The following is a 21,117-nucleotide window of genomic DNA, read 5'->3' on the forward strand; positions in this document are numbered from 1 at the left end:
ATTTAATAGAAGCCCGTTAATGGGCTTTTATTATTTAAACAGGAAAAGTTGTTGGAGCGTTTTCTAAAAGTTTTGGTTTGCGTAAGTAGCCATTGCGACAAGTTAATGCGTATATGGCAACTTTGGGGTAAAGCGATAGGCATCTATGGTTGCAGCCAAGTGCTAATTAATTACAGAGCCGCCACATGGGTTCATTTTTACCACTGCTACAGAGAGTAAGAAGGTGTAGGCGTTAACGGGGCGGCTTAAGGGAATTAAGGATTGATCTTGCCACGTCGTGCATCCACGACATAATTGCCATCCACACAATTAATTGATATCAGATTACCACTCTCATCAACATAGTCAGCATTTAAAACCGAACTACATGGATGTTGTTGCAGTCTCAGCGCACTAGCCACAGCCTCTAATATTTCGGTCTGAGTTGCAGCACGCTCGGTTGGCATCTTTGGCATTTCAGCTATTTGATTGGCATTAAAATAAACATTTTGCGTAAAACCGAGTAATTGACCAAGTAAGGCTTGAGACAATTCTTGTTGGGTCTGCGCATTAACATTGCTCATCAGCATTGCTGAAACAAACCCAAATAGGCAAATGCGTGATTTCATTTACCTTTAACCTCACCTGTTAGAGGCAATACTTGATAGCTTTCCCCGCCAGCACACTTCACCGATATTTTTGAACCATTGGCATCTAGTGCACGAGCGTCAACCACACTATTGCAGTTTTTACCACGAACTCGAACACCAGCCGCCACACCATTATAAAGTTCAGCTTTCGTCAACGGATGTCCTTTAGGAAATTGAGGCATATCCGCTGCTTTTTTTATACCTGTAAATGCATTGTATACAAAAGCTCTCAAGCCCAAGTGAGTTGCATCCATAGGGGCTTCCTCGGCGTGAGCAGCAGAGACCAATAACAAACCTGTAAGCAATGCGATAACGTTATATTTCATATAAGTAATTCTTGTAAAGTGAGTCGAGCGAATACTCACATAAACGTTTTTTAGTGTCAAGAAAGTTGACCGTTGCTTTATTATTTTTCTTCTAATAAAAGAATAACTTAACAGTTATCTTAAGTGCGCTGCATAGTGAAGAGGTACGGTTGAAAATTTGATTGAGAAGACGAGGCTTATTAAAGCTTAATTCCTTATGTTAAGGCCTCTTTTATTTTAAGCTTGTTTGTTCAGTTCAGACGGTAAATGCTGCGCTAAATAATCAATTGCAAGACGGGTTTTGAGTGGCATAAAGGGTAGCGTAGGCCACACCAAATGAATCGGAAAAGCAATGCTCGACATGGTTTCTAATACTTGTACGAGCGTACCGTCCTGTAATTCATTTTGAATGAGCCAATCGGGTAGCCAAGCGATACCTCCTCCAGCAAGCGCTGCATTTTTAATGGCTTGTAAGTCATTTAAAAAAAGTTTTGCTTTGGGCTTAATAAATAAAGGCTCGCTATTTTCCTTTTGAAGTTGCCACTTTTTTATTTGACCAAAATGCGGATCGGCAATTGTGGTGTGGATGTCTAAGTCTTCAATATGTTCTAGGGAACCTGCTTTATTTAAATAGTCAGGTGAGGCGCAAAGTAGCATTCGATGCTGACCAATCGGTTTGGCAACGAGCTGAGTGGTATCAGGCAGTGCCCCGATTCTTATACACAAATCAAAACCTTCTTCGACCAAGTCTACAGTTCGATCATTAAATGAAATTTCTAACTGTAAGTCCGCATGTTGCTGAGCAAATTTAACAATGAGCGGGGCAGCAAAGAGTTGCCCAAAAAGTACAGGCACAGACATTCTTAATCGACCAGTTGCATTAATTTTCCCTTGGTCTAATAAAGCCGCTGCATTTTGTATTTCACTTAACGCTCGGCGGCTATGTTCATAAAACAAAGCACCTTCGTCAGTCATGCTGAGTGAACGTGTTGTTCTTTTAAATAGAACTACACCAAGCTGTTCTTCAAGCCGAGCAATATTTTTACTTATGGCTGAGCGAGTTAAATGTAATTGCTCGGCAGCCTTTACAAAACTTCCAGCTTCAACCACAGTCACAAATATAGATATTGCACTTAGTTCATGTTGCATGATTGTTGCCTAAAAGGAACCAATGACAAGAAATAATATCACCACTGTTGAATTTATTGTGGGGTTACTATGGCTTCATCAAAAATATGGAGACAGTCATGGCTAAAATATTGGTATTAAAATCCAGCATTATGGGTGAGGGTTCACAAACCAATCGCTTAATTGATGTAATGCTTGAACACCGTAAAGATCAAGGTTTGCAAGATGACATCACCATACGCAATTTAGCTGAAATGAACCTGCCTGTATTAGATCTGGAAATTTTTCAGGCGCTGCGTGGTGCGGAAAATAACAATCAAGACATTCAGCAAATCGTTGCTTTATCTGATGAATTAATTGCTGAGTTAAAAAGTGCTGATTTATTGGTGATAGGCGCACCAATGTACAACTTAAATGTGCCTACTCAACTCAAAAACTGGTTTGATTTAGTGGCACGAGCAAGACAAACATTCCGCTACACCGAAACTTACCCGCAAGGTTTGGTTGAAGGGGTAAAAGCGGTGGTGGTAAGCAGTCGGGGCGGCATTCATGTTGGCCAAGAAACTGAGGCAGTCACGCCTTATCTCAAGGCAGTGTTAGGGTTAATGGGCATTCATGATGTTGAATTTATTTATGCAGAAGGCTTAGACATGCAAGCTTATCGCAGCAATGCATTAGATCTGGCAAGCCAGCAAGTTAAAGAATTCACTATTTAAAATTATGGGTTGAAACTCTTGTACCTCTAATTGATAACAAGAGTTTCTAAGTCTATTTAAATCACATTTCTCAGTTCATTTGCCGTGTTGCGCAGCAATGGCAAAATTTGCTGAACCAAATAATCTTCTTGTACACGGTTAGTTTGAGACATGCAGTTAAGCGCTGCTATGGCTTGACCTTGGGCGTTAAATACGGGCACTGCAATCGCAATTACGCCAAGCTCATGTTCTTCTTTGGAAAGACAATAATCCGATAATGAAATACCCTTAAGCACTTCAAAAAACTTTGATTCATCTACTATGGTAAATGGTGTTAAGCGCTTTAAACCGTAAGTTTTTACCCACGTATGTTGAGCTTCTTCGGGTAGTGCTGCCAGCAATACTTTACCCGTAGAAGTGGCATGGGCAGGGAGTCGGTTTCCTAAATGCATACCATAAGGGCTGACACGTAAATTATCTTGCTGTGGTAAATAACTACGGGCAATCGGCACCACTTCGTTATCGTCTAACACCACAATTGAAAAAGTAAGAGATGTCTGTGCACACAAAAGATTTAAAAATGATTGAGCAACTTTAGGCAAGTGGGCAGAGCTTAGATAAGAACTCGAAAAGCGCAGCACGCGATGAGTAAGCCAAAAGTAATGTTCATCGGTTTCTAAATAGCCTAAGTATTTTAAAGTTTTTAGGTAACGCCTTGCCGCTGTACGGCTAATACCGGTTCGCTCGGCTACTTGAGTGACATTAAGCCGTTGCCGATCTGTTCCAAAAGCTTCCAGTAAAGCCAAACCTTTTGCTAACCCTGCAATGTAGTCATCTTGACGTATTTTCTCATGCGAGTTCGGGTGCTCTAGAAAAGCATCGAGAGAAGGCATCCTTTCATTCCTGTTATTTTGATTGTTTCTGTCCGATATTCGGACAAACTAAATGATAAACGGTTATTTTCGTCTTGGATACATAGTGAACAAAACTTAAAGCCAGTAATTTAAAAGTCAGGATGAAACAAGGATGAAGTTATGGATATTTTAAAGACACAGGTTGCAATTATTGGTTCTGGCCCAGCAGGGTTATTGCTTGGGCAACTCCTATATAAAGCTGGCATCGATCATATTATTGTTGAGCAACGTAGTGCTGAATATGTGGCTTCACGGATTCGTGCAGGAATTTTAGAGCAAGTTTCGGTCGACTTACTCAAACAAGCAGGCGTTGACCAAAACTTAAAAGATAAAGGATTACCGCATTCGGGTATTGAAATCTTAACCAATGGTGAAAAGCATCGGGTTGATTTGGCAGCACTTACAGGTGGTAAACAAGTAACTGTATATGGCCAGACCGAAGTCACCAAAGATTTAATGACTGCGCGTGAAGCAGCACAGCTCACTTCATTTTATGAAGCTCAAAATGTACAGGTAAAAGATTTCTACACTGAACCAAAAGTTGAGTTTGAGTATCAAGGTAAAGCTTTTCAAATTCAGTGTGACTTTATAGCAGGGTGTGATGGTTACCACGGTGTCTGCCGTGCCAGCGTGCCAGAAGACAAAATTAAGACCTTTGAAAAAGTTTATCCGTTTGGTTGGTTAGGGGTGTTGGCCGATGTCCCGCCTGTAGCCGATGAACTCATTTACGTACAGTCTGAACGTGGATTTGCTTTATGTAGTATGCGTTCAGAAACGCGTAGCCGTTATTATTTACAAGTCCCTTTAACAGATCACGTCGAAGACTGGTCGGATGAAAAATTTTGGGATGAGTTAAAAAACCGCCTAGACCCTGAAAGCCGTGAAAAGTTAGTCACAGGACCTTCTATTGAAAAAAGTATTGCGCCGTTACGTAGCTTTGTGACCGAGCCAATGCGTTTCGGAAAACTATTTTTAGCAGGAGATACCGCTCATATTGTTCCACCGACTGGAGCAAAAGGCTTAAATCTCGCTGCATCTGATATTGCTTATTTATCAAGCGCACTCATTGAATATTATGCCGAAGGTTCCGAACAAGGGATAAATGAATACTCAGAAAAATGCCTACAACGCGTATGGAAAGCAGAGCGTTTTTCTTGGTGGATGACTCATTTATTGCATCGTTTTGAAACTGAAAGTGAGTTTGACCACAAGATTAAACAAGCCGAGTTGAGCTATGTACTTGGTTCGATTGCGGGTAAAACCACATTGGCTGAAAACTATGTTGGGTTGCCTTATGAAATTAAGCAAATAGATCGTTTTAAGCACGCAAGCTAAAGGCTAAGTAAAAATAAAAAGGGCATGAAAATGCTCTTTTTTTATATAAAAATTTAAGTAGGACGTAATAGCTTAAGAGATTGTTTTGCTTAAAATATCAGCATTAATAAAAGCTTTTGTCACATTTTTTCAGTATATTGCTATTAATTTCTTTATTTATAAATTCTAAGTTTGTATGGAACAGGACCAAGCACGCATACCTAAATATATTCCTATTCGCGATGCAATTGCCCATGATATTGAATCTGGCGTATTAGAAGCCCACGCAAAACTCCCATCAGAAAGAGTGCTTTCTGAACAGTTTCAAACCACTCGTGTGGCTGCACGTGAAGCTTTACTGGCTTTGGAAACCGATGGTTTGATTTATCGATTAGATCGCCGTGGTTGGTATGTTCGTTCTCCTCGTATTATTTATCATCCGCAATCGACAAAAAACTTTAATCAGTTTGTGATTGAACAAGGCTATGAACCTTCTACAGAAGTAATTTCGAGTGAACTGACTCAGGCTACTTCTTGGGATGCCAAGCATTTAAAAGTTGAAAAAGGGCATCCGATTTATTCAGTTTGGCGACGTCGTTGTATTAATGGTCGCCCTGTTTTAGTTGAACATTTACGTGTAAATGCCGAACTTTTCCCCGAGTTTTTAAATCATGATCTCAAGCAATCCATTACGTTACTGATGGCAAATCAATATAACTGCCATATCACCAGAGCTGACATTAACCTGTATCCAACTGCTTTATCTGAACAACAGGCTAAAGCACTGCATGTGAATGTTGGGGCACTGGGTTTATATATTTGCCGTAGCAACAGAAATGAAGAAGGCGTGATTACCGATGTTGACCAAGAATATTGGCTACATGATGTTTTAGATTTACATTTCGAAGCGCGAGCGTAAAAATACAATCTGGTTTAAACCAGATTAATTAAACTGTCATATAAACCTGTTGAAATACGATCATCAAATAATTGCATTCGATGGTTTGCAGATGAAACAGTACGTTCAACAGACAATTAAACTCGGCACTGCATCAGTTTTAGGTGTAGTGGTCGCTATTCAAATGGGATGTTCATCAGCAACATCAAAACAATCAGAAGAAATTACAGTCTATACGGCAGTGGAAGCCGACCAGCTTAAGCAATACCAAGAGGAATTACATAAAGCCTATCCTGAACTCAAAGTAAAATGGGTACGTGATTCAACAGGTGTAATCACGGCTAAACTTTTGGCAGAGCAGAAAAACCCACAAGCGGATGTGGTTTTTGGTGTGGCTTTAACCAGTTTGCTGGTCATGGAAAAAAAGGACATGCTTGAGCCTTTTAAACCAGAAGGCATCCAAAATTTAAAACCGGAATTTGTAAGCCAAAAACCTGTACCGACTTGGACGGGTATGGATGCATGGGAATCTGCAATTTGTGTCAATAAAGTCGAATTAGAAAAGCGTAAGCTACCAATTCCAAAAACTTGGAAAGATTTAACCAACCCAATTTATAAAAACTTAATTGTGATGCCAAACCCAGCCTCAAGTGGTACAGGCTATTTAGATGTCACGGCTTGGATGCAGATTTGGGGCGAAAAGCAGGCATGGGACTATATGCAGGCTTTAGATAAAAACATTTCACAATATCCTCACTCGGGTTCAAAACCTTGCAAGATGGCAGCACAAGGTGAAATTCCAATTGGTGTTTCTTTTGGTTATCCGGCATTTAAGTTAAAAGCAGAAGGTGCACCTTTAGAAGTGGTTTATCCAACTGAAGGTTTAGGCTGGGAAATGGAAGCTTCAGCAATTGTGAAAGGGACCAAAAAATTAAGTAGCGCACAAAAATTTATAAATTGGTCGGTAAGCAAAGCGGCAAATGAAGCTTATGCACATAACTTTTCAATGGTGGCTTATAAAGGCATTGAAAATACGACCATGAGTTTCCCAAAAAATCTTCCTCAAATGCTCGTAAAAAATGATTTTTATTGGGCGGCCGAGCAGCGTGAACGTATTTTGGCTGAATGGTCAAAGCGCTTTGAAAAGTGATCTTTTAGATAAGGGCCTCATTATGCAAATTCCTTCGTCATTGCAATCATCGCTGCTAGGTCAAAACCCAAAAGGCGAGTTAGCAGGGCATTTACTGTCGTCATTAACGACCTATAAATATCCTGAACACGGCCCGTCGGTTTTAGAAGTGGTGGATATCCAAAAAAAGTTCCAACACTTTCAGGCCTTAACGCATATTAATTTAGACCTGAAAGCTGGCGAGTTCGTGAGCTTTTTGGGGCCTTCAGGGTGCGGTAAAACTACATTATTACGGATAATTGCGGGTCTAGAAAAACCTGATTATGGAAAAGTCATAAAAAAGGGCGTAGACATTACGTTGCTCAGTGCTGAAAAGCGTCACTGCGGTATTGTGTTTCAGAACTATGCATTATTTCCAAACTTAAACGTTGAAGAAAATATTGCTTTCGGCTTAGACAAAAAGAAGTGGGATAAAGCACAGCGTAGTCAACGAGTTCAGCAGTTATTAGAGCTGATTGAATTACCAGATATTGCAAAAAAATACCCAAATCAATTGTCGGGCGGGCAGCAGCAACGTGTTGCGCTTGCTCGGGCAATTGCACCGAAGCCTGATATTTTACTGCTAGATGAACCATTGTCTGCACTTGATGCTCAGGTACGTCTAAACCTAAGACAGAAGATTCGTTCGATTCAATCACAGCTTAATTTGCCAACCATTATGGTCACACACGACCAAGAAGAAGCTTTAAGCATTTCTGACCGTGTTGTAGTCATGAATCATGGCGTCATTGAGCAAATTGATACGCCGCACAATATTTATTACAAGCCACAAACCCAATTCGTTGCAAAGTTTATTGGCACCATGAACTTTTTGGCAGCCACTTGTTCGGTCGTTAATCAGCTCGAGGTTTTGGGTTTTATTCCTCTGAATTTGGAACAGCAAAAACTTAAAGCAGGGCAAAGCTACAACATTGGTTTTAGACCCGAAGCTGTCGAGTTGGTTGATGATTTTGGTAGTGATAAAGAGTCGTTGTATTTGCCGGTTAAAGTATTAAGCACTGAATTTTTAGGTGCGAAACGTCGTTTGTTTTGCACTATTCATATTGATGGAATTGAGCAAGCAAAACACCTTTTGCAAATTGAAATTGAAAATACCAAGTTCAAATCTTTGCAAGAACTCATGTTTATAAAAGTGCCTAATCAGCTCATTCATGTCTTTGACGAACAAGGGTACGCACTATGTTAAATGAAGCTGCTTCAGCGGTTTTAAAAACACAGCCGCGTCGAAAAACTGAATATTCATTAAGATCAAATATTGCTTTAGCAAGCGTTGCAATTGCTTTGACTTTAGTGATTATTGCTCCTTTAATGATGCTGTTTGAAACTGCATTTTTTGATGAAAATCAAAATTTTGTTGGTCTTGAAAACTTCTATAATTATTTTGCAAGCCCAGCTTTACTCAGCTCTGTATTTAACTCGGTGTGGGTTGCTTGTGCTGCCACTGTCATTACAGTATTTCTTGCCAGTATTTATGCTTTTGCACTCACCAATGTGAATATAAAAGGCAAAGGCTTCTTTAAATTGGTTGCTTTCTTACCGATTTTAGCACCGTCACTTTTGCCTTCTTTGGCATTGGTTTATTTGTTTGGTAAGCAAGGTGTGTTTAAACCTTTGCTGGGCGATATACAAATTTATGGTCCAATCGGCATTTTAATCAGTTACTGCTTTTGGCTATTTCCGGCAATTTTAATGTTGATGATGGTGTCTTTTCGCAGTGTCGATCAGCGTTTAATTGAGGCATCTTTGTCACTGGGTAAAAATATCTGGAAGACGCATTACCATGTCACACTACCTGCAATTCGCTATGGCCTTATTAGCGCAAGTTTGGTGGCTTTTATTTATGTATTAACCGATTTTGGAATTCCGAAAGTCATTGGCGGTTCATTTAACATGATGGCGCTTGATGTCTATAAACAGATTATTGGTCAGCAAAACGTGAGTATGGGTGCGGTAATTTCCATCCTGTTATTGCTACCAGCAGTGTTCGTCTTTATTTTCGATCGTATTCAAAGCAAACGTCATGCACGGTTTCAAGCCTTTCAGGCTAAACCTTATGTTTCAGCATCGAATAAAAAACTTGAAGTTGTTCTGAGCCTATTTTGTGGGTTGGTTTCAGGGGCGATTTTACTGATTATCTTTACGGCAGTGCTGGCTTCATTCATTCAGTCTTGGCCTTATGATTTGTCTTTGACCTTAGCGCATTACAGTTTTGAATATGTCGATGGTGGCGGTTGGGCAGCGTACTTTAACTCGATTCGCATGGCACTCTTTAGTACGGTTTTTGGAACAGCACTGATTTTTATGGTGGCACTATTAACCGAACGTTTTAAGGCACATCAATTCATTAAAAACTATGTGCAAGCTTTGGTTTTATTACCACTTGCTGTGCCGGGGCTGGTTCTAGGTATTGCTTATATTTTGTTTTTTAACCAGCAGAGTAATCCGTTAAATGTGCTGTATGGAACCATGACCATTTTGGTGATTTCAACCATCGTGCATTATTACACTGTGCCACACCTCACTTTAACCAATGCCATTAAACAAATTCCGCTACAGCTCGACCAAGCAGCAGAAACTTTAGGTACATCGAAGTGGAAAACCTTTTGGAAAGTGTATTTGCCTATGTGTTTTCCAGCGCTATGCGATGTATCGGTCTATATTTTTGTGAATGCCATGACCACTGTGTCAGCTGCGATTTTCCTTTATTCACCAGACACCAGTTTAGCTGCGGTAGCTGTTTTAAATATGGATGATGCAGGAGATACCGTTGCTGCTGTTGCTATGAGCATTTTGATTTTAACCACCTCATGTGTTGTAAAACTCATTCACTGGTTATTTACCAGAAAAATTATGGCAAGAAGTCAGCAATGGCGTGAAAGCACTCACTAAGTTTTAGCTAAACACAATTTTTATTTAACTGACTGAAATTGAATGCTTTGTTCAACAAGGCAAGGGTTTATTCATCCTAAATTTCGCAAATTGGAAGTCTTATGAATCACGCACAGTTTGATTTAATTGTTGTCGGAGCCGGTATTTTAGGTTTGTCCGCTGCCATACAAGCGCAAGAACAAGGCTTAAAAGTTTGTATGTTCGAGAAAAATGCCAAACCTGTGGGTGCAACTCGTCGTAATTTCGGCATGGTCGGAACTTCGACATTAACCCATCCAGAGCAACAGTGGCGAAAGTACGCTCTTGAAACGCGTTGTTTTTATCAACGCATTCAGGCTGAAACCGATATTTCATTTGAGCAAAGACAAGGTGTCTATCTCGCCAATACGTCACTTGAATGGCGAGTTTTAAATGAGTTTGTCGAGCGTGCAAATCATTATCAAATTCCAGTTCATTTGCTAAACCATGATGAACTGGTCACCCAATTTTCTTATTTAAATCCTTCGCAGCATTTTCAAGGCGGTTTGGTTTTTGGGGAAGATTATTCGGTCGAACCACATGTGATTGGGCAGCGACTGTTGGCATATGCCGAAAGAAAAGGTGTAGAGATTTATACCAATGCCTGTGTTGTTCAAACTCAATATCAGCAGGAAAGTTGTCAGGTTCGTTTGGCAAGTGGTGAGACTTATCGAGCAAATAAAGTTTTGATCTGTCACGGTGAAATCATCGATGTTTTATATCCAGATCTCTTACAAAGCTTGAACCTGAAACGTTGTGGTTTACAAATGGCGCTGACGCAACCATTTCAACAAAAATTAAATGCTTCTCTTTATTCAGGCTTATCTATCTCACGTTATCCGGCTTTTGAAATTTGCCCAAGTCATTCTGAGTTGGTTAAAGCGTCACAGCAGGGATTCATTAAAGAATTTGGTATCCATATTCTGATTAAACAAAACGAATTTGGTGAACTGATCGTGGGCGATAGTCACGAATACCATCCGATTAATGAAGCGCCCCAGTTTGAGCAGCGTGAAGAGATTAATGAGTTTATCCAAGCTTACTGTCACGAAAAATTAGGGCTGACTTTACCTCCAATTCAAAAACGCTGGAATGGTTATTACCTGACTCATGAACATGAGTTGGCCTGTGTTACTGAAGCTGAAAAAAATATCTTTCTGGTGAGTGGGATTGCCGGCAAAGGCATGACCACAGGGGCTGGGTTTATGAAAGAAATATTAGAACAAAATATTTATTAGTTTGTCATCTGGTTTAAACCAGATTAATGTATATTGAAATGAACGCAAAAGAAATGAGTAACATTATGAACATGCAACCCCAACTCGATATGGATTTAGAGAACAAGTATTTGCTTCTCACTCCAGGGCCATTATCAACATCGGCAACAGTACGCCGTGCCATGCAAAAAGACTGGTGTACTTGGGACCAAGAATACAACTCGCTGGTACAAGATATCCGCTCTCGTCTAGTCAACTTGGCAACCAGCCAACCTGAAAAATATACGGCTGTGTTAATGCAAGGCAGTGGAAGTTTTGCGGTTGAGTCTGTGCTTGGTTCAGCTATTTCGCGTGATGGCAAAATCTTGATCATTAATAACGGTGCATATGGTGCACGTATGGTGCAAATGGCGCGTTGCTTAAATATTGAAGTTGTAGAGCTGAACTATTTAGAAACTCAAACACCAGATTTACAAGAAATTGAGCGCGTTTTACACGATAAAACCATTAGCCATGTTGCGTGTGTACACTGTGAAACCACCACAGGAATTTTAAATCCGATTCAAGACATTGGCCGTTTGGTGAAAGCAGCAGGAAAAATCTGGATTGTGGATGCCATGAGTTCATTCGGTGGTGTGCCTATGGATATTGCCGAGCTTGAAATTGATTTCCTGATTTCAAGTGCAAATAAATGCATTCAAGGTGTTCCGGGCTTTGGTTTTATTTTGGCAAAACGTGATTGCCTAGAGGCATGTAAAGGTTTGGCACGTTCGGTTAGTCTCGACTTGTATGACCAGTGGAACACGATGGAGCAGCATAACGGTAAATGGCGTTTTACCTCGCCAACCCATGTAGTACGTGCATTTTATCAAGCATTACTTGAGCTTGAAGCCGAAGGTGGAGTCGCTGCACGTTATCAACGTTATTTACAAAACCAGCAAACCTTATCTAAAGGTATGCAACAACTGGGCTTTGAATTGGTGCTCGGTAAAGAGTGCCCACAATCACCCATTATTACTACTTTTCTTTACCCAACAGCCGAGACATTTAGCTTCCAGTCATTTTATGAAGCTTTGAAAAAATCAGGTTATGTGATTTATCCGGGTAAAGTCACCGACCTCAACTGCTTCCGTATTGGCAATATTGGCGAAGTTTATATTCATGACATTGAAGGACTTCTTGCTGCAATTGCGAGTTATTGCAAAAACCTCCTCAATCAAGCTGTAACAGCATAATTGTTTAAATCATTTGCATTAAAGGAATTACACCATGACGACCAACAATACACAAATTCAGGCTGTTGTTTTTGACTGGGCTGGTACAACTGTAGATTTTGGCTCACGCGCACCAATTTTAGCTTTTATGGCTTTATTTAAAGACAATAAAGTTGAAATTACGGTTGAAGAAGCTCGTGCACCAATGGGTTTAGAAAAACGTGATCATATTGCAGCAGTTTTAAAAATGCCGCGTGTAGCAGCGGCATGGCAGGAAGTATATGGGAAGCCTGCAACTGAAGCAGATATTGACCGTTTATATAAAGACTTTATTCCATATCAATTAAATTCTATTCCGAAATGTTCTGCTTTAATTCCGGGGGCATTGGAAACGTTTGAAAATATTAAAAAGCGTGGTGCAAAAATTGGCAGTAACACGGGCTATGCATCTATGATGATTGGTCGTTTGGTTAAAGATGCTGCCGATCAGGGCTATCGACCGGACTGTATCGTTACGGCAAGTGACGTAAAATTTGGCCGTCCATATCCTGAAATGCTATGGAAGAACTTAATTCAACTCGACGTATCCGACATCAAAACTGTTGTAAAAGTAGATGATACCGTGGTGGGCATTGATGAAGGTTTAAATGCCGGATGTTGGACAGTAGGACTTGCGATTAGTGGCAATGAAGTCGGTTTAAGCTATGAAGAGTGGAGCGCGTTATCGGCTGATGAACAGATTGTACTAAAAGATAAGGCATACCAAAAAATGAATGCATCGGGCGCTCACTATGTGATTGATAGTGTCGCCGACTTACCAAATGTACTCGATGATATTGAACGCCGTTTGGGGCAGGGTGAACGACCTTAAACAGAGTTTAGGTCTATATATTTTTAAGCTTAGCTCCCTTGGGAGCTAAGCTTACCTAAAAAATTAAAATGAAGAGTAATAAACTCTACATACGTGGAAATAAGGAGTAACTTTGAAACGTCAATTCCTTATTTCCTGCTAACCATCTAAAACATATGTTTAGATAGTTAGTACCATCAATCCTATAGGTACAGGACCTATAGGATTTTTTGATGGATCTCTTTACGACTTTTGTGGGTCGTATATTTTTTCTTTAATGAATAAGGCTGGTATCACACCACAAATTAGGTAGGCAGCACCCATCACGACAAAACCTAAACCAATAGACCCGCCGGATGCCAAGAAACCAATCGTTGCAGGGGCTAATGCAGCGCCTAAACGTCCGACGTTATAAGCACCGCCAATGGCTGTACCGCGAATGGCAGTCGCAAAACTTTCGGTCATATAGGTTGCATTTACGCCATAAGGGATGCCGTATAGAAAACCAAAGGTCACCAGTAAATATAAAATGTTGCTTGGCGAGTTATAAAAAACAATCAGAGGTAGGAAAATAGCAGTGCCGATTGCACCAAAGGCATAAGTAAAACGACGCCCTAATTTATCGGCCATCATACCCGCAAGAACTTTACCTAAAATCATGGCGGTATATGTACCTACCATATAGGCGGTCATTTCCTTAAATTTCATACCGAGTTCACTTTCAAGGTATGACGGCATCCAGTTATTTACGCCATAATAGCCAAACTGTAAAAACCCTGCCGTTAACGCCCATAAGATAAACATATTGCGGTTTCGTTTATCTTGGAAAATAAGCTTAAATGCCGAAGTTTTCGAGGCGTTTTGAGCCACAACTGGTTGTTGTAGTCGAGACTTTTGCCATGCTTCTGGTTCAGGTACAAGCACATGCATGAGAACAGCAATAATGACGGGAATAATCGCAACATAAAACAGCATGCGCCAGCCATGATCAGGAATAATCCAGCCTGCAAGTAAGGTCGCAACAATATAGCCAACGGTCCAGCCAGCTTGTAAAGTGCCAAGTACTGTTGTGCGGAAACGTGTTGGGACATACTCGGCCATGAGAGTATTACAGGCGATATAAAGTGAACCCAAGCCAAGAGATGCAAAAAATCTTAAAATACCAAACTGAAGAAAGCTGTGGGTAAAACCTAAGCCACAGGTAAGAAGTGAGAAAATTAAAATAGAAATAACCACAATGCGCACGCGACCAAATTTATCGCATGCCCATCCCCCAAAAATGCCACCAACAGCCATACCTGCTAATGTAAAACTGCCAAGCATACCTGCTTGTACTGAACTTAATCCAAAATCTGCCTTAATACTATTTAAGCTATAAGACAGCAGCATCAAATCTGCACCATCTACCAACAGTGCCAGAAATGCAAAAATAAATGCTATTTTCCACGTATGAGGCTGTATACGAGAAAGACCTTCTTTGTAATTTGTAGCCATAATCCATTACCTACATTTGATAAAAAGCACTTCAAGTCGTTTTGAAGTGCTTTAAATTTGATTAAGACGCAGCGCGAATCATATTTCGGGCAATAATCACTTGTTGAATTTGAGTGGTCCCTTCATAGAGACGGAACAGACGAACATCTCGATAAAAACGTTCAATGGCATATTCACTGATGTAACCCGCACCACCATGAATTTGTACGCAGCGATCAGCAACGCGGCCACACATTTCGGTTGCAAACATTTTTGCGCAAGAAGCTTCCGTGCTAACGTTTTGTCCCGCATCGCGTAGGCGGGCAGCGTCTAAGACCATACATTTAGCTGCATAAATTTCAGCTTTTGAATCGGCAAGCATGGCTTGAATGAGTTGGAACTCGGCAATTGGTTGTCCAAATTGCTTGCGTTCGATGGCGTAATTTAAAGAGTCGTCTAGCATTCGAGTTGCTGCACCGACACTCAAGGCAGCAATATGCAAACGGCCTTTATCGAGTACTTTCATGGCCGTTTTAAAACCAACACCTTCAACACCACCAATGAGTGCTGAGGCAGGAATACGACAATTTTCAAAAATAACGTCACAGGTATGGGCGCCTTTTTGTCCCATCTTTTTATCGCGTTTGCCAAGAGAAATGCCCGGAGTTTGGCTATCCACAATAAAAGCAGAAATGCCACCAGCGCCTTTAATATCAGAGTTTGTACGTGCCATGACTGTAAATACGCCAGCATGTGGCGCATTGGTAATAAAGCGTTTGGTACCATTTAAAATATAAAACTCACCATCTTTTACTGCGGTGGTTTTTAAAGATGCCGCATCAGAACCTGCGTCAGGTTCGGTTAAGCAAAAAGAACTGATCACTTCACCACGAGCTAGACGCGGTAAGAAAAATGATTTTTGTGCTTCGGTCCCATCAATAATCAAACCACTTGAGCCAATGCCATTATTGGTCCCAATAAGAGAGCGAAAAGCAGGAGAGGTACGACCTAATTCAAAAGCGACATAGACCTCTTCTTCCATCGTTAGGCCAAGACCTTCGTATTCTTCAGGAATGGTTAAACCAAATAAGCCGAGAGCTTTCATTTGCTCAACAATCTCTTGAGGAATTTCATCCGTTTCAGCGACTTCATTCTCATGAGAAATTAAGACACCTTCAACAAATTGTCGAATCATATCAACAAGTTGATTTAAGGTTTCCTGATCTCGAATCATAGTCTCGTCCTTTTACTCTATGCAAAAAACATCAATGTGATGTTCGTAAAATCACCAATATTTGAAGTGATAGTAATCAAAGGATGAGCGCAAAACAATATATTTTGAAAATTAATTTCGCAATGCGATACTTTGTTATTGTTTTATCTTTGGCTAATTTATTGATTTATTTAAGCTATATTTTCTTATAAAAAATCATCATTTTTAGTGGAAAATTAAAGTTTGATTTTTAAAAAGAGCCGTGTATATTAAAAATATATATCGCTATGCGAAATTTTAAATGGATAAGTTTTCCTATAGGAAATGAATCACAAATTATAGTGGGATGAAGATGGGTGCTTTAAATGGAATTCGGGTGCTTGACTTAAGTCGGGTATTGGCTGGGCCTTGGTGTGGACAGATTCTTGCCGATTTAGGCGCAGAAGTAATCAAGATTGAACGGCCGAAAGTTGGTGACGATACTCGTTCTTGGGGACCACCTTGGATGAAAGATGACTCAGGTCAAGACACTCAAGAAGCCGCTTATTATCAGTCAACTAACCGCAATAAATTATCGGTTGCCATCGACATTGCCAATCCTGAAGGCCAAGAATTGATTAAAGCACTTATTCAAGACACCGATGTCGTGATTGAAAACTACAAAGCGGGTTCTTTGAAAAAGTACGGTTTGGACTACGAGTCTTTATCTGCAATTAACCCTAAACTGGTGTATTGCTCAATTACAGGTTTTGGTCAAACTGGTCCCAGAGCAGAAGAACCCGGTTATGACTTTATTATTCAGGGTATGGGCGGACTCATGTCGGTCACTGGTGAGCGTGATGATTTGCCGGGCGGAGGACCACAAAAAGTAGGCGTTGCATTTTCTGACTTAGCCACAGGACTTTATTCTACGATTGCCATACAGGCTGCTTTACTCAACCGCCATGTGACAGGTTTGGGCCAATACATTGATATGGCTTTGCTTGATGTTCAAATTGCCACAATGGCAAATCAGGGAATGAACTATCTTTCATCGGGTAATATCCCTAAACGTTATGGCAATGCACACGCTAATATTGTGCCTTATCAAGTATTCAAAGCCTCTGACCGTGACTTCATTATTGCATGTGGAAATGACACTCAGTTTATTCAACTCTGTCGAAGTATTGGTTTACCCGATTTACCAAATGATGCGCGTTTTGCCCGAAATGCAGACCGAATCAAGCATCGCAATGAAATTATCGGAATTTTACAAACTCACTTTTTAACAAAAACAGCAGATGAATGGGTAGACGCAATCTATGCGGCTAAAGTTCCGGTCGGTGTCATTAATAACTTGGAACAAGCTTTCCAAGAACCACAAGTGATAGCCCGAGAAATGTTAGTCGAGATGAACCATCCTCAACGTAAAAAATTGAAGATAATTGGCTCACCAATCAAACTTTCTAGAACTCCTGTTGAATACAAAACAGCACCTCCACTGTTGGGTGAACATACGCAGGCGATTTTAGGGCGAGTAGTATCTACAGAAAAGTTAGCAGAGCTTAAAGAAAAGGGCGTAATTGGATAAGTAACTTAAAAGCGAAAGGTTAAAATGATATTTAAAATCAGAAAATAAAATATTTAATCTTTCGCTTTAATGAGTTAAATGAAGTTATTTTATAAATGCAGACTTGGACGTTTGCTCTTTTGCTATTTATAGAAAAAATAGATTATAATTTTCGCAGTGCGAAACAAAATATGGATTGGTATGACAATGAACGATGCAGTTGATGCAGAACAGACAGAAAAACTACTCGCGCCTTTAAGGCATGAATTATTACATCCGATTGAAGACATGCAGGATGAAAATGATCGCCAATTTATTACTGCATTAGCACGTGGTTTAGAACTATTACGTTGTTTTACGCCTAAGCATCAGCATTTGGGCAACCAAGAGCTTGCTCAGATGACTGGTTTGCCAAAACCGACCATTACTCGCCTGACACATACCTTGTCGCGTTTGGGTTATATCAAACAAGTGCCAAACTCAAGCAAATTCCAGCTTTCAGTTGGTGTTCTTGCTTTTGGTTATTCCATGCTCTCTAACGTATCGATTCGCTCTATTGCTCATCCATATATGAAAAATTTGGCAGACTATGCTGGTGCTGCTGTAGCAATGGCAACACGCGATCGACTGAATATGATTTATCTTGATGTCGTTCAAGGTAAAGGCAATATGACCATGCGCCGTCAAGTCGGAACCTATTTACCGATTCACTTAAGTTCAATGGGGCGTGCATGTTTAGCTGCCATGCCAGAAGATGAAAGAGAGTTCTTGCTTAATGCCATTCGTAACAAGCACAAAGAAGACTGGATCAAAATTAACCGTGATCTAGACAAAGCCTTTAAAGACTACCAAGATTTTGGATACTGTTTTTCAATTGGCGAATGGCATAAAGACGTTAACTCGGTTGCGGTTCCACTCATTCATGAACAACATGGTTTGCTGGTATTTAACTGTGGTGGTCCAAGCTTTATTATGAACCGTGAAAAACTCGAAGAAGATATTGCACCGCGTCTTTTACACATGGTGAATAATATTCGTACCGAGATTAGCTAAACGTATTTGATTCATTTATAAAAGCCAGCTTTGTTTTTCAAGGCTGGCTTTTTAGTGTGCGAATTTTAGGCCGTTTGCTTATGGAAGTTCGGTTTTCTTTTTTCTTTGAAAGCATTTAATGCTTCTTTAAATTCGGAACCCTGTAAACAACGCGAGAAAATAGTCGACTCATGATCAATACGATTGAGTAGATCATCGATTGGCATATCTCTTAGTAACTTTTTACTGAGCTGTAAGGCTTGGCTTGGTTTGTGAGCGAGTTTAATGGCTACGTCTTCAACCACTTGATCCAGCTCAGTTACTTCAAATATCTCATTAACCAAACCATAAATTTTTGCTTGATCTGCCGAAAATTTTTCACCTAGTAAAATAAGTTCCGAAGCACGAGCAAAACCCAATAATCTTGGCAAGATGTAACTTGAACCTGCTTCAGGTACAAGTCCCAAATTCACAAAGGGAAACTGAAAAATAGAGTTTTGGCTTGCATACACAAGGTCGCAATGTAGAAGCATAGTGCTGCCAATGCCAATTGCCATACCATTTACTTTAGCAATAATCGGTTTTGGAAACGTTGCTAAGCTTTTTAAAAAAACAATGGAAGCGGGTGGTTCTGAACTGGTGGTATCGCGTTTTTCAAAAGCATTAACGTCATTACCACTCGTAAATGCCGAACCTTCACCAGTAAGTATGACCACATGGACATCTTGATTGGTTGCAGCCTTATCTAATGCCTGACTTAAAGCCGTATACATTTCATAATTAATTGCATTCTTTTTAGTGGGGTTACTCATGGTGAGCGTTAGTATATTTTTATCAAAATGCTCCTGAATTGTACCTGTTTTAAGCTCGCTTTGAGTTACATTGTCCTGTTGCATCATTTATTCCTTTAAATTAACTATTTGAAAAATATATTCTTTCAGTTGGTGAAAGCTCATACTTTTCAGATAACTTGCTGTCTAAAACTTAAACTTATTAAAATGATGCTATCGAAAAATAATTCCGTTATCAATTATTTTGTTTTATATTGTGGTATAAAATTTTGTATTGTGAAATTTTTATCTTAAGTCACTTTAAATGATGACAGGATTTATGCGTAAATAAGCATCTAGCTCTACTAAGGAAATGAGAAGCTAGTTATAGAATGGTGAGTGGAAAGAATATGAAGACCAAAATTACAGAACTATTTGAAATCGAGCATCCAATTATTCAAGGTGGTATGCATTATGTTGGTTTTGCAGAGCTTGCGGCTGCAGTTTCGAACGCGGGTGGGTTAGGTATTATCACTGGTCTGACTCAGCGTACGCCTGAAAATCTGGCAAAAGAAATTGCACGTTGCCGAGAAATGACCGACAAGCCTTTTGGAGTAAATTTAACCTTTTTGCCTACCGTAAATACTCCTGATTATCCGGGTTTTGTAGAAGTAATCATTAAAGGTGGAGTCAAGATTGTAGAAACAGCAGGGCGTAATCCTGAACAGGTCATGCCGTATTTAAAAGCTGCTGGTATTAAAGTAATTCACAAATGTACTTCGGTTCGACATAGCTTAAAAGCGCAGCAAATTGGATGTGATGCAGTTTCTGTAGATGGTTTCGAGTGTGGTGGGCATCCTGGTGAGGATGACGTGCCCAATATGATTTTATTGCCCTTAGCTGCCGATGCGTTAGACATCCCATTTGTTTCCTCAGGTGGTATGGCAGATGGACGCTCACTCGCGGCTGCTTTAGCGATGGGAGCCGATGGAATTAATATGGGAACGCGCTTTATTGCGACTCAGGAAGCTCCCGTACATGCAAATGTGAAACAGGCGATTCTGAATGCAACCGAACGAGATACGCGTTTAATTATGCGTGCTTTGCGAAATACTGAACGTGTCATGAATAATGCGGCCGTAGAAAAAATCGTGGCAAAAGAAAAAGCGCTCGGCGATAGCATTAAATTTGAAGATATTATTGAAGAAGTTGCGGGAGTCTATCCAAAAGTTATGATTGATGGAGATGTTAATGCAGGTGCATGGTCATGCGGTTTAGTGGCAAGCTTGATTCATGATATTCCGACATGCGATGAACTGGTTAGCCGAATTGTCAAAGAGGCAGAAGATATTATTCGCGGACGTTTATTAAGCTTGTTATAAAGTAAAATTATTATCTATATTAATCTTAATAATAGAGCAAGATTTCTTTGTAGTAAGTAATATAGTGATCTAAATTTAATAATAGATTAAATTTAGATCATTATATAGAACACCCGGCGAATTCAAACATGAGGTGCGACAGTTTCAAAAGCCATATGATAATCAACAAGCTGAGCAAATTTCTCTAATGGTGTAAGCCAATCTAACGCCTTTCTAGGACGAGTATTCAGTGACATGGCAACTTGATTTAAATAATGCTGATCTGCCTGATTTAAATCAATCCCTTTAGGTAAATATTGCCTAATTAAACCATTCATATTTTCGCATGTGCCTTTTTGCCAAGGTGAATGTGGGTCACAGAAATATACATCTATGCCTAAATCTTCTTCGAGTATTTTATGTTCTGACATCTCGCGTCCACGGTCATAGGTCAACGTT

Annotated in this window: 20 protein-coding genes; 12 read left to right on the top strand and 8 right to left on the bottom strand. The window is 40.0% G+C overall.

Annotated features, from left to right (window positions below; all coding sequences use genetic code 11):
• Window positions 1–254: 254 nt before the first annotated feature.
• From J671_RS17500 to J671_RS17510, 3 genes are all read right to left on the bottom strand, one after another.
• Window positions 255–608, bottom strand: coding sequence for a hypothetical protein (locus J671_RS17500; protein ID WP_004887751.1), 354 nt, complete (start codon window positions 606–608; stop codon window positions 255–257).
• The gene (locus J671_RS17505; protein WP_004887750.1) at window positions 605–955 is read right to left on the bottom strand and encodes a hypothetical protein; all 351 of its coding nucleotides are present in this window, start codon (window positions 953–955) and stop codon (window positions 605–607) included. Before J671_RS17505 ends, J671_RS17500 begins: the two co-directional genes overlap by 4 nt.
• 216 nt (window positions 956–1,171) lie before the next feature.
• Window positions 1,172–2,083, bottom strand: a complete 912-nt coding sequence (locus J671_RS17510) for a LysR substrate-binding domain-containing protein (RefSeq protein ID WP_031982967.1) — start codon at window positions 2,081–2,083, stop codon at window positions 1,172–1,174.
• 98 nt (window positions 2,084–2,181) lie between these two features.
• Here J671_RS17510 and J671_RS17515 point away from each other — a divergent pair, with 98 nt between their 5' ends.
• Window positions 2,182–2,778 (top strand): NAD(P)H-dependent oxidoreductase, encoded by a 597-nt coding sequence (locus J671_RS17515; RefSeq protein WP_004887748.1) that lies wholly within the window; start codon window positions 2,182–2,184, stop codon window positions 2,776–2,778.
• Window positions 2,779–2,834: 56 nt separating this feature from the next.
• Here J671_RS17515 and pobR read toward each other — a convergent pair whose 3' ends face one another.
• On the bottom strand, window positions 2,835–3,650 hold the full coding sequence (gene pobR / locus J671_RS17520; protein WP_004887747.1) for an IclR family transcriptional regulator PobR: 816 nt from the start codon (window positions 3,648–3,650) through the stop codon (window positions 2,835–2,837).
• Between the two features lie 141 nt (window positions 3,651–3,791).
• Here pobR and pobA point away from each other — a divergent pair, with 141 nt between their 5' ends.
• From pobA to phnX, 8 genes are all read left to right on the top strand, one after another.
• Window positions 3,792–5,006 (top strand): 4-hydroxybenzoate 3-monooxygenase, encoded by a 1,215-nt coding sequence (gene pobA, locus J671_RS17525; protein ID WP_004887745.1) that lies wholly within the window; start codon window positions 3,792–3,794, stop codon window positions 5,004–5,006.
• 175 nt (window positions 5,007–5,181) lie between these two features.
• Window positions 5,182–5,904: a UTRA domain-containing protein gene (locus tag J671_RS17530; RefSeq protein ID WP_006581454.1), complete on the top strand. Its 723-nt coding sequence runs from the start codon at window positions 5,182–5,184 to the stop codon at window positions 5,902–5,904.
• Window positions 5,905–5,995: 91 nt separating this feature from the next.
• Window positions 5,996–7,033 (top strand): putative 2-aminoethylphosphonate ABC transporter substrate-binding protein, encoded by a 1,038-nt coding sequence (locus J671_RS17535; RefSeq protein WP_004887740.1) that lies wholly within the window; start codon window positions 5,996–5,998, stop codon window positions 7,031–7,033.
• Window positions 7,034–7,055: 22 nt separating this feature from the next.
• Window positions 7,056–8,258: an ABC transporter ATP-binding protein gene (locus J671_RS17540; protein ID WP_004887738.1), complete on the top strand. Its 1,203-nt coding sequence runs from the start codon at window positions 7,056–7,058 to the stop codon at window positions 8,256–8,258.
• Window positions 8,252–9,961 (top strand): putative 2-aminoethylphosphonate ABC transporter permease subunit, encoded by a 1,710-nt coding sequence (locus J671_RS17545; RefSeq protein ID WP_004887735.1) that lies wholly within the window; start codon window positions 8,252–8,254, stop codon window positions 9,959–9,961. The genes J671_RS17540 and J671_RS17545 overlap by 7 nt, the downstream gene beginning before the upstream one ends.
• Before the next feature lie 101 nt (window positions 9,962–10,062).
• A complete protein-coding gene (locus J671_RS17550; RefSeq protein ID WP_004887733.1) occupies window positions 10,063–11,217 on the top strand; it encodes a TIGR03364 family FAD-dependent oxidoreductase in 1,155 nt (384 codons plus the stop codon).
• Window positions 11,218–11,243: 26 nt separating this feature from the next.
• On the top strand, window positions 11,244–12,431 hold the full coding sequence (gene phnW, locus J671_RS17555) for a 2-aminoethylphosphonate--pyruvate transaminase (protein WP_004887731.1): 1,188 nt from the start codon (window positions 11,244–11,246) through the stop codon (window positions 12,429–12,431).
• A gap of 34 nt (window positions 12,432–12,465) precedes the next feature.
• The gene (gene phnX / locus J671_RS17560) at window positions 12,466–13,281 is read left to right on the top strand and encodes a phosphonoacetaldehyde hydrolase (protein ID WP_004887729.1); all 816 of its coding nucleotides are present in this window, start codon (window positions 12,466–12,468) and stop codon (window positions 13,279–13,281) included.
• A gap of 222 nt (window positions 13,282–13,503) precedes the next feature.
• Here the strand turns inward: phnX and J671_RS17565 are convergent, their stop codons facing one another.
• Window positions 13,504–14,754, bottom strand: coding sequence for an MFS transporter (locus tag J671_RS17565; protein WP_006581456.1), 1,251 nt, complete (start codon window positions 14,752–14,754; stop codon window positions 13,504–13,506).
• A 61-nt stretch (window positions 14,755–14,815) separates the two neighbouring features.
• A complete protein-coding gene (locus tag J671_RS17570; RefSeq protein WP_004887725.1) occupies window positions 14,816–15,967 on the bottom strand; it encodes an acyl-CoA dehydrogenase family protein in 1,152 nt (383 codons plus the stop codon).
• A 331-nt stretch (window positions 15,968–16,298) separates the two neighbouring features.
• On the opposite strand from J671_RS17570, the gene J671_RS17575 reads away from it, so the two are divergent.
• Window positions 16,299–17,516, top strand: a complete 1,218-nt coding sequence (locus J671_RS17575) for a CaiB/BaiF CoA transferase family protein (RefSeq protein WP_004887724.1) — start codon at window positions 16,299–16,301, stop codon at window positions 17,514–17,516.
• Window positions 17,517–17,702: 186 nt separating this feature from the next.
• Window positions 17,703–18,548 (top strand): IclR family transcriptional regulator, encoded by an 846-nt coding sequence (locus J671_RS17580; RefSeq protein WP_000996083.1) that lies wholly within the window; start codon window positions 17,703–17,705, stop codon window positions 18,546–18,548.
• A gap of 65 nt (window positions 18,549–18,613) precedes the next feature.
• Here the strand turns inward: J671_RS17580 and J671_RS17585 are convergent, their stop codons facing one another.
• Complete coding sequence (locus J671_RS17585) at window positions 18,614–19,423, bottom strand: enoyl-CoA hydratase (RefSeq protein WP_004887722.1); 810 nt, start codon at window positions 19,421–19,423, stop codon at window positions 18,614–18,616.
• Between the two features lie 284 nt (window positions 19,424–19,707).
• Between J671_RS17585 and J671_RS17590 the strand changes: the two genes are divergently transcribed.
• Window positions 19,708–20,679 (top strand): NAD(P)H-dependent flavin oxidoreductase, encoded by a 972-nt coding sequence (locus J671_RS17590; protein WP_031982969.1) that lies wholly within the window; start codon window positions 19,708–19,710, stop codon window positions 20,677–20,679.
• Between the two features lie 122 nt (window positions 20,680–20,801).
• Here the strand turns inward: J671_RS17590 and J671_RS25255 are convergent.
• Window positions 20,802–21,117: IS30 family transposase (locus tag J671_RS25255; RefSeq protein ID WP_032021853.1), on the bottom strand; the 316-nt coding region annotated here is incomplete at its 5' end.

It is taken from the genome of Acinetobacter sp. 1130196 (assembly GCF_000588095.1).
Classification (GTDB): Bacteria; Pseudomonadota; Gammaproteobacteria; order Pseudomonadales; family Moraxellaceae; genus Acinetobacter; species Acinetobacter nosocomialis.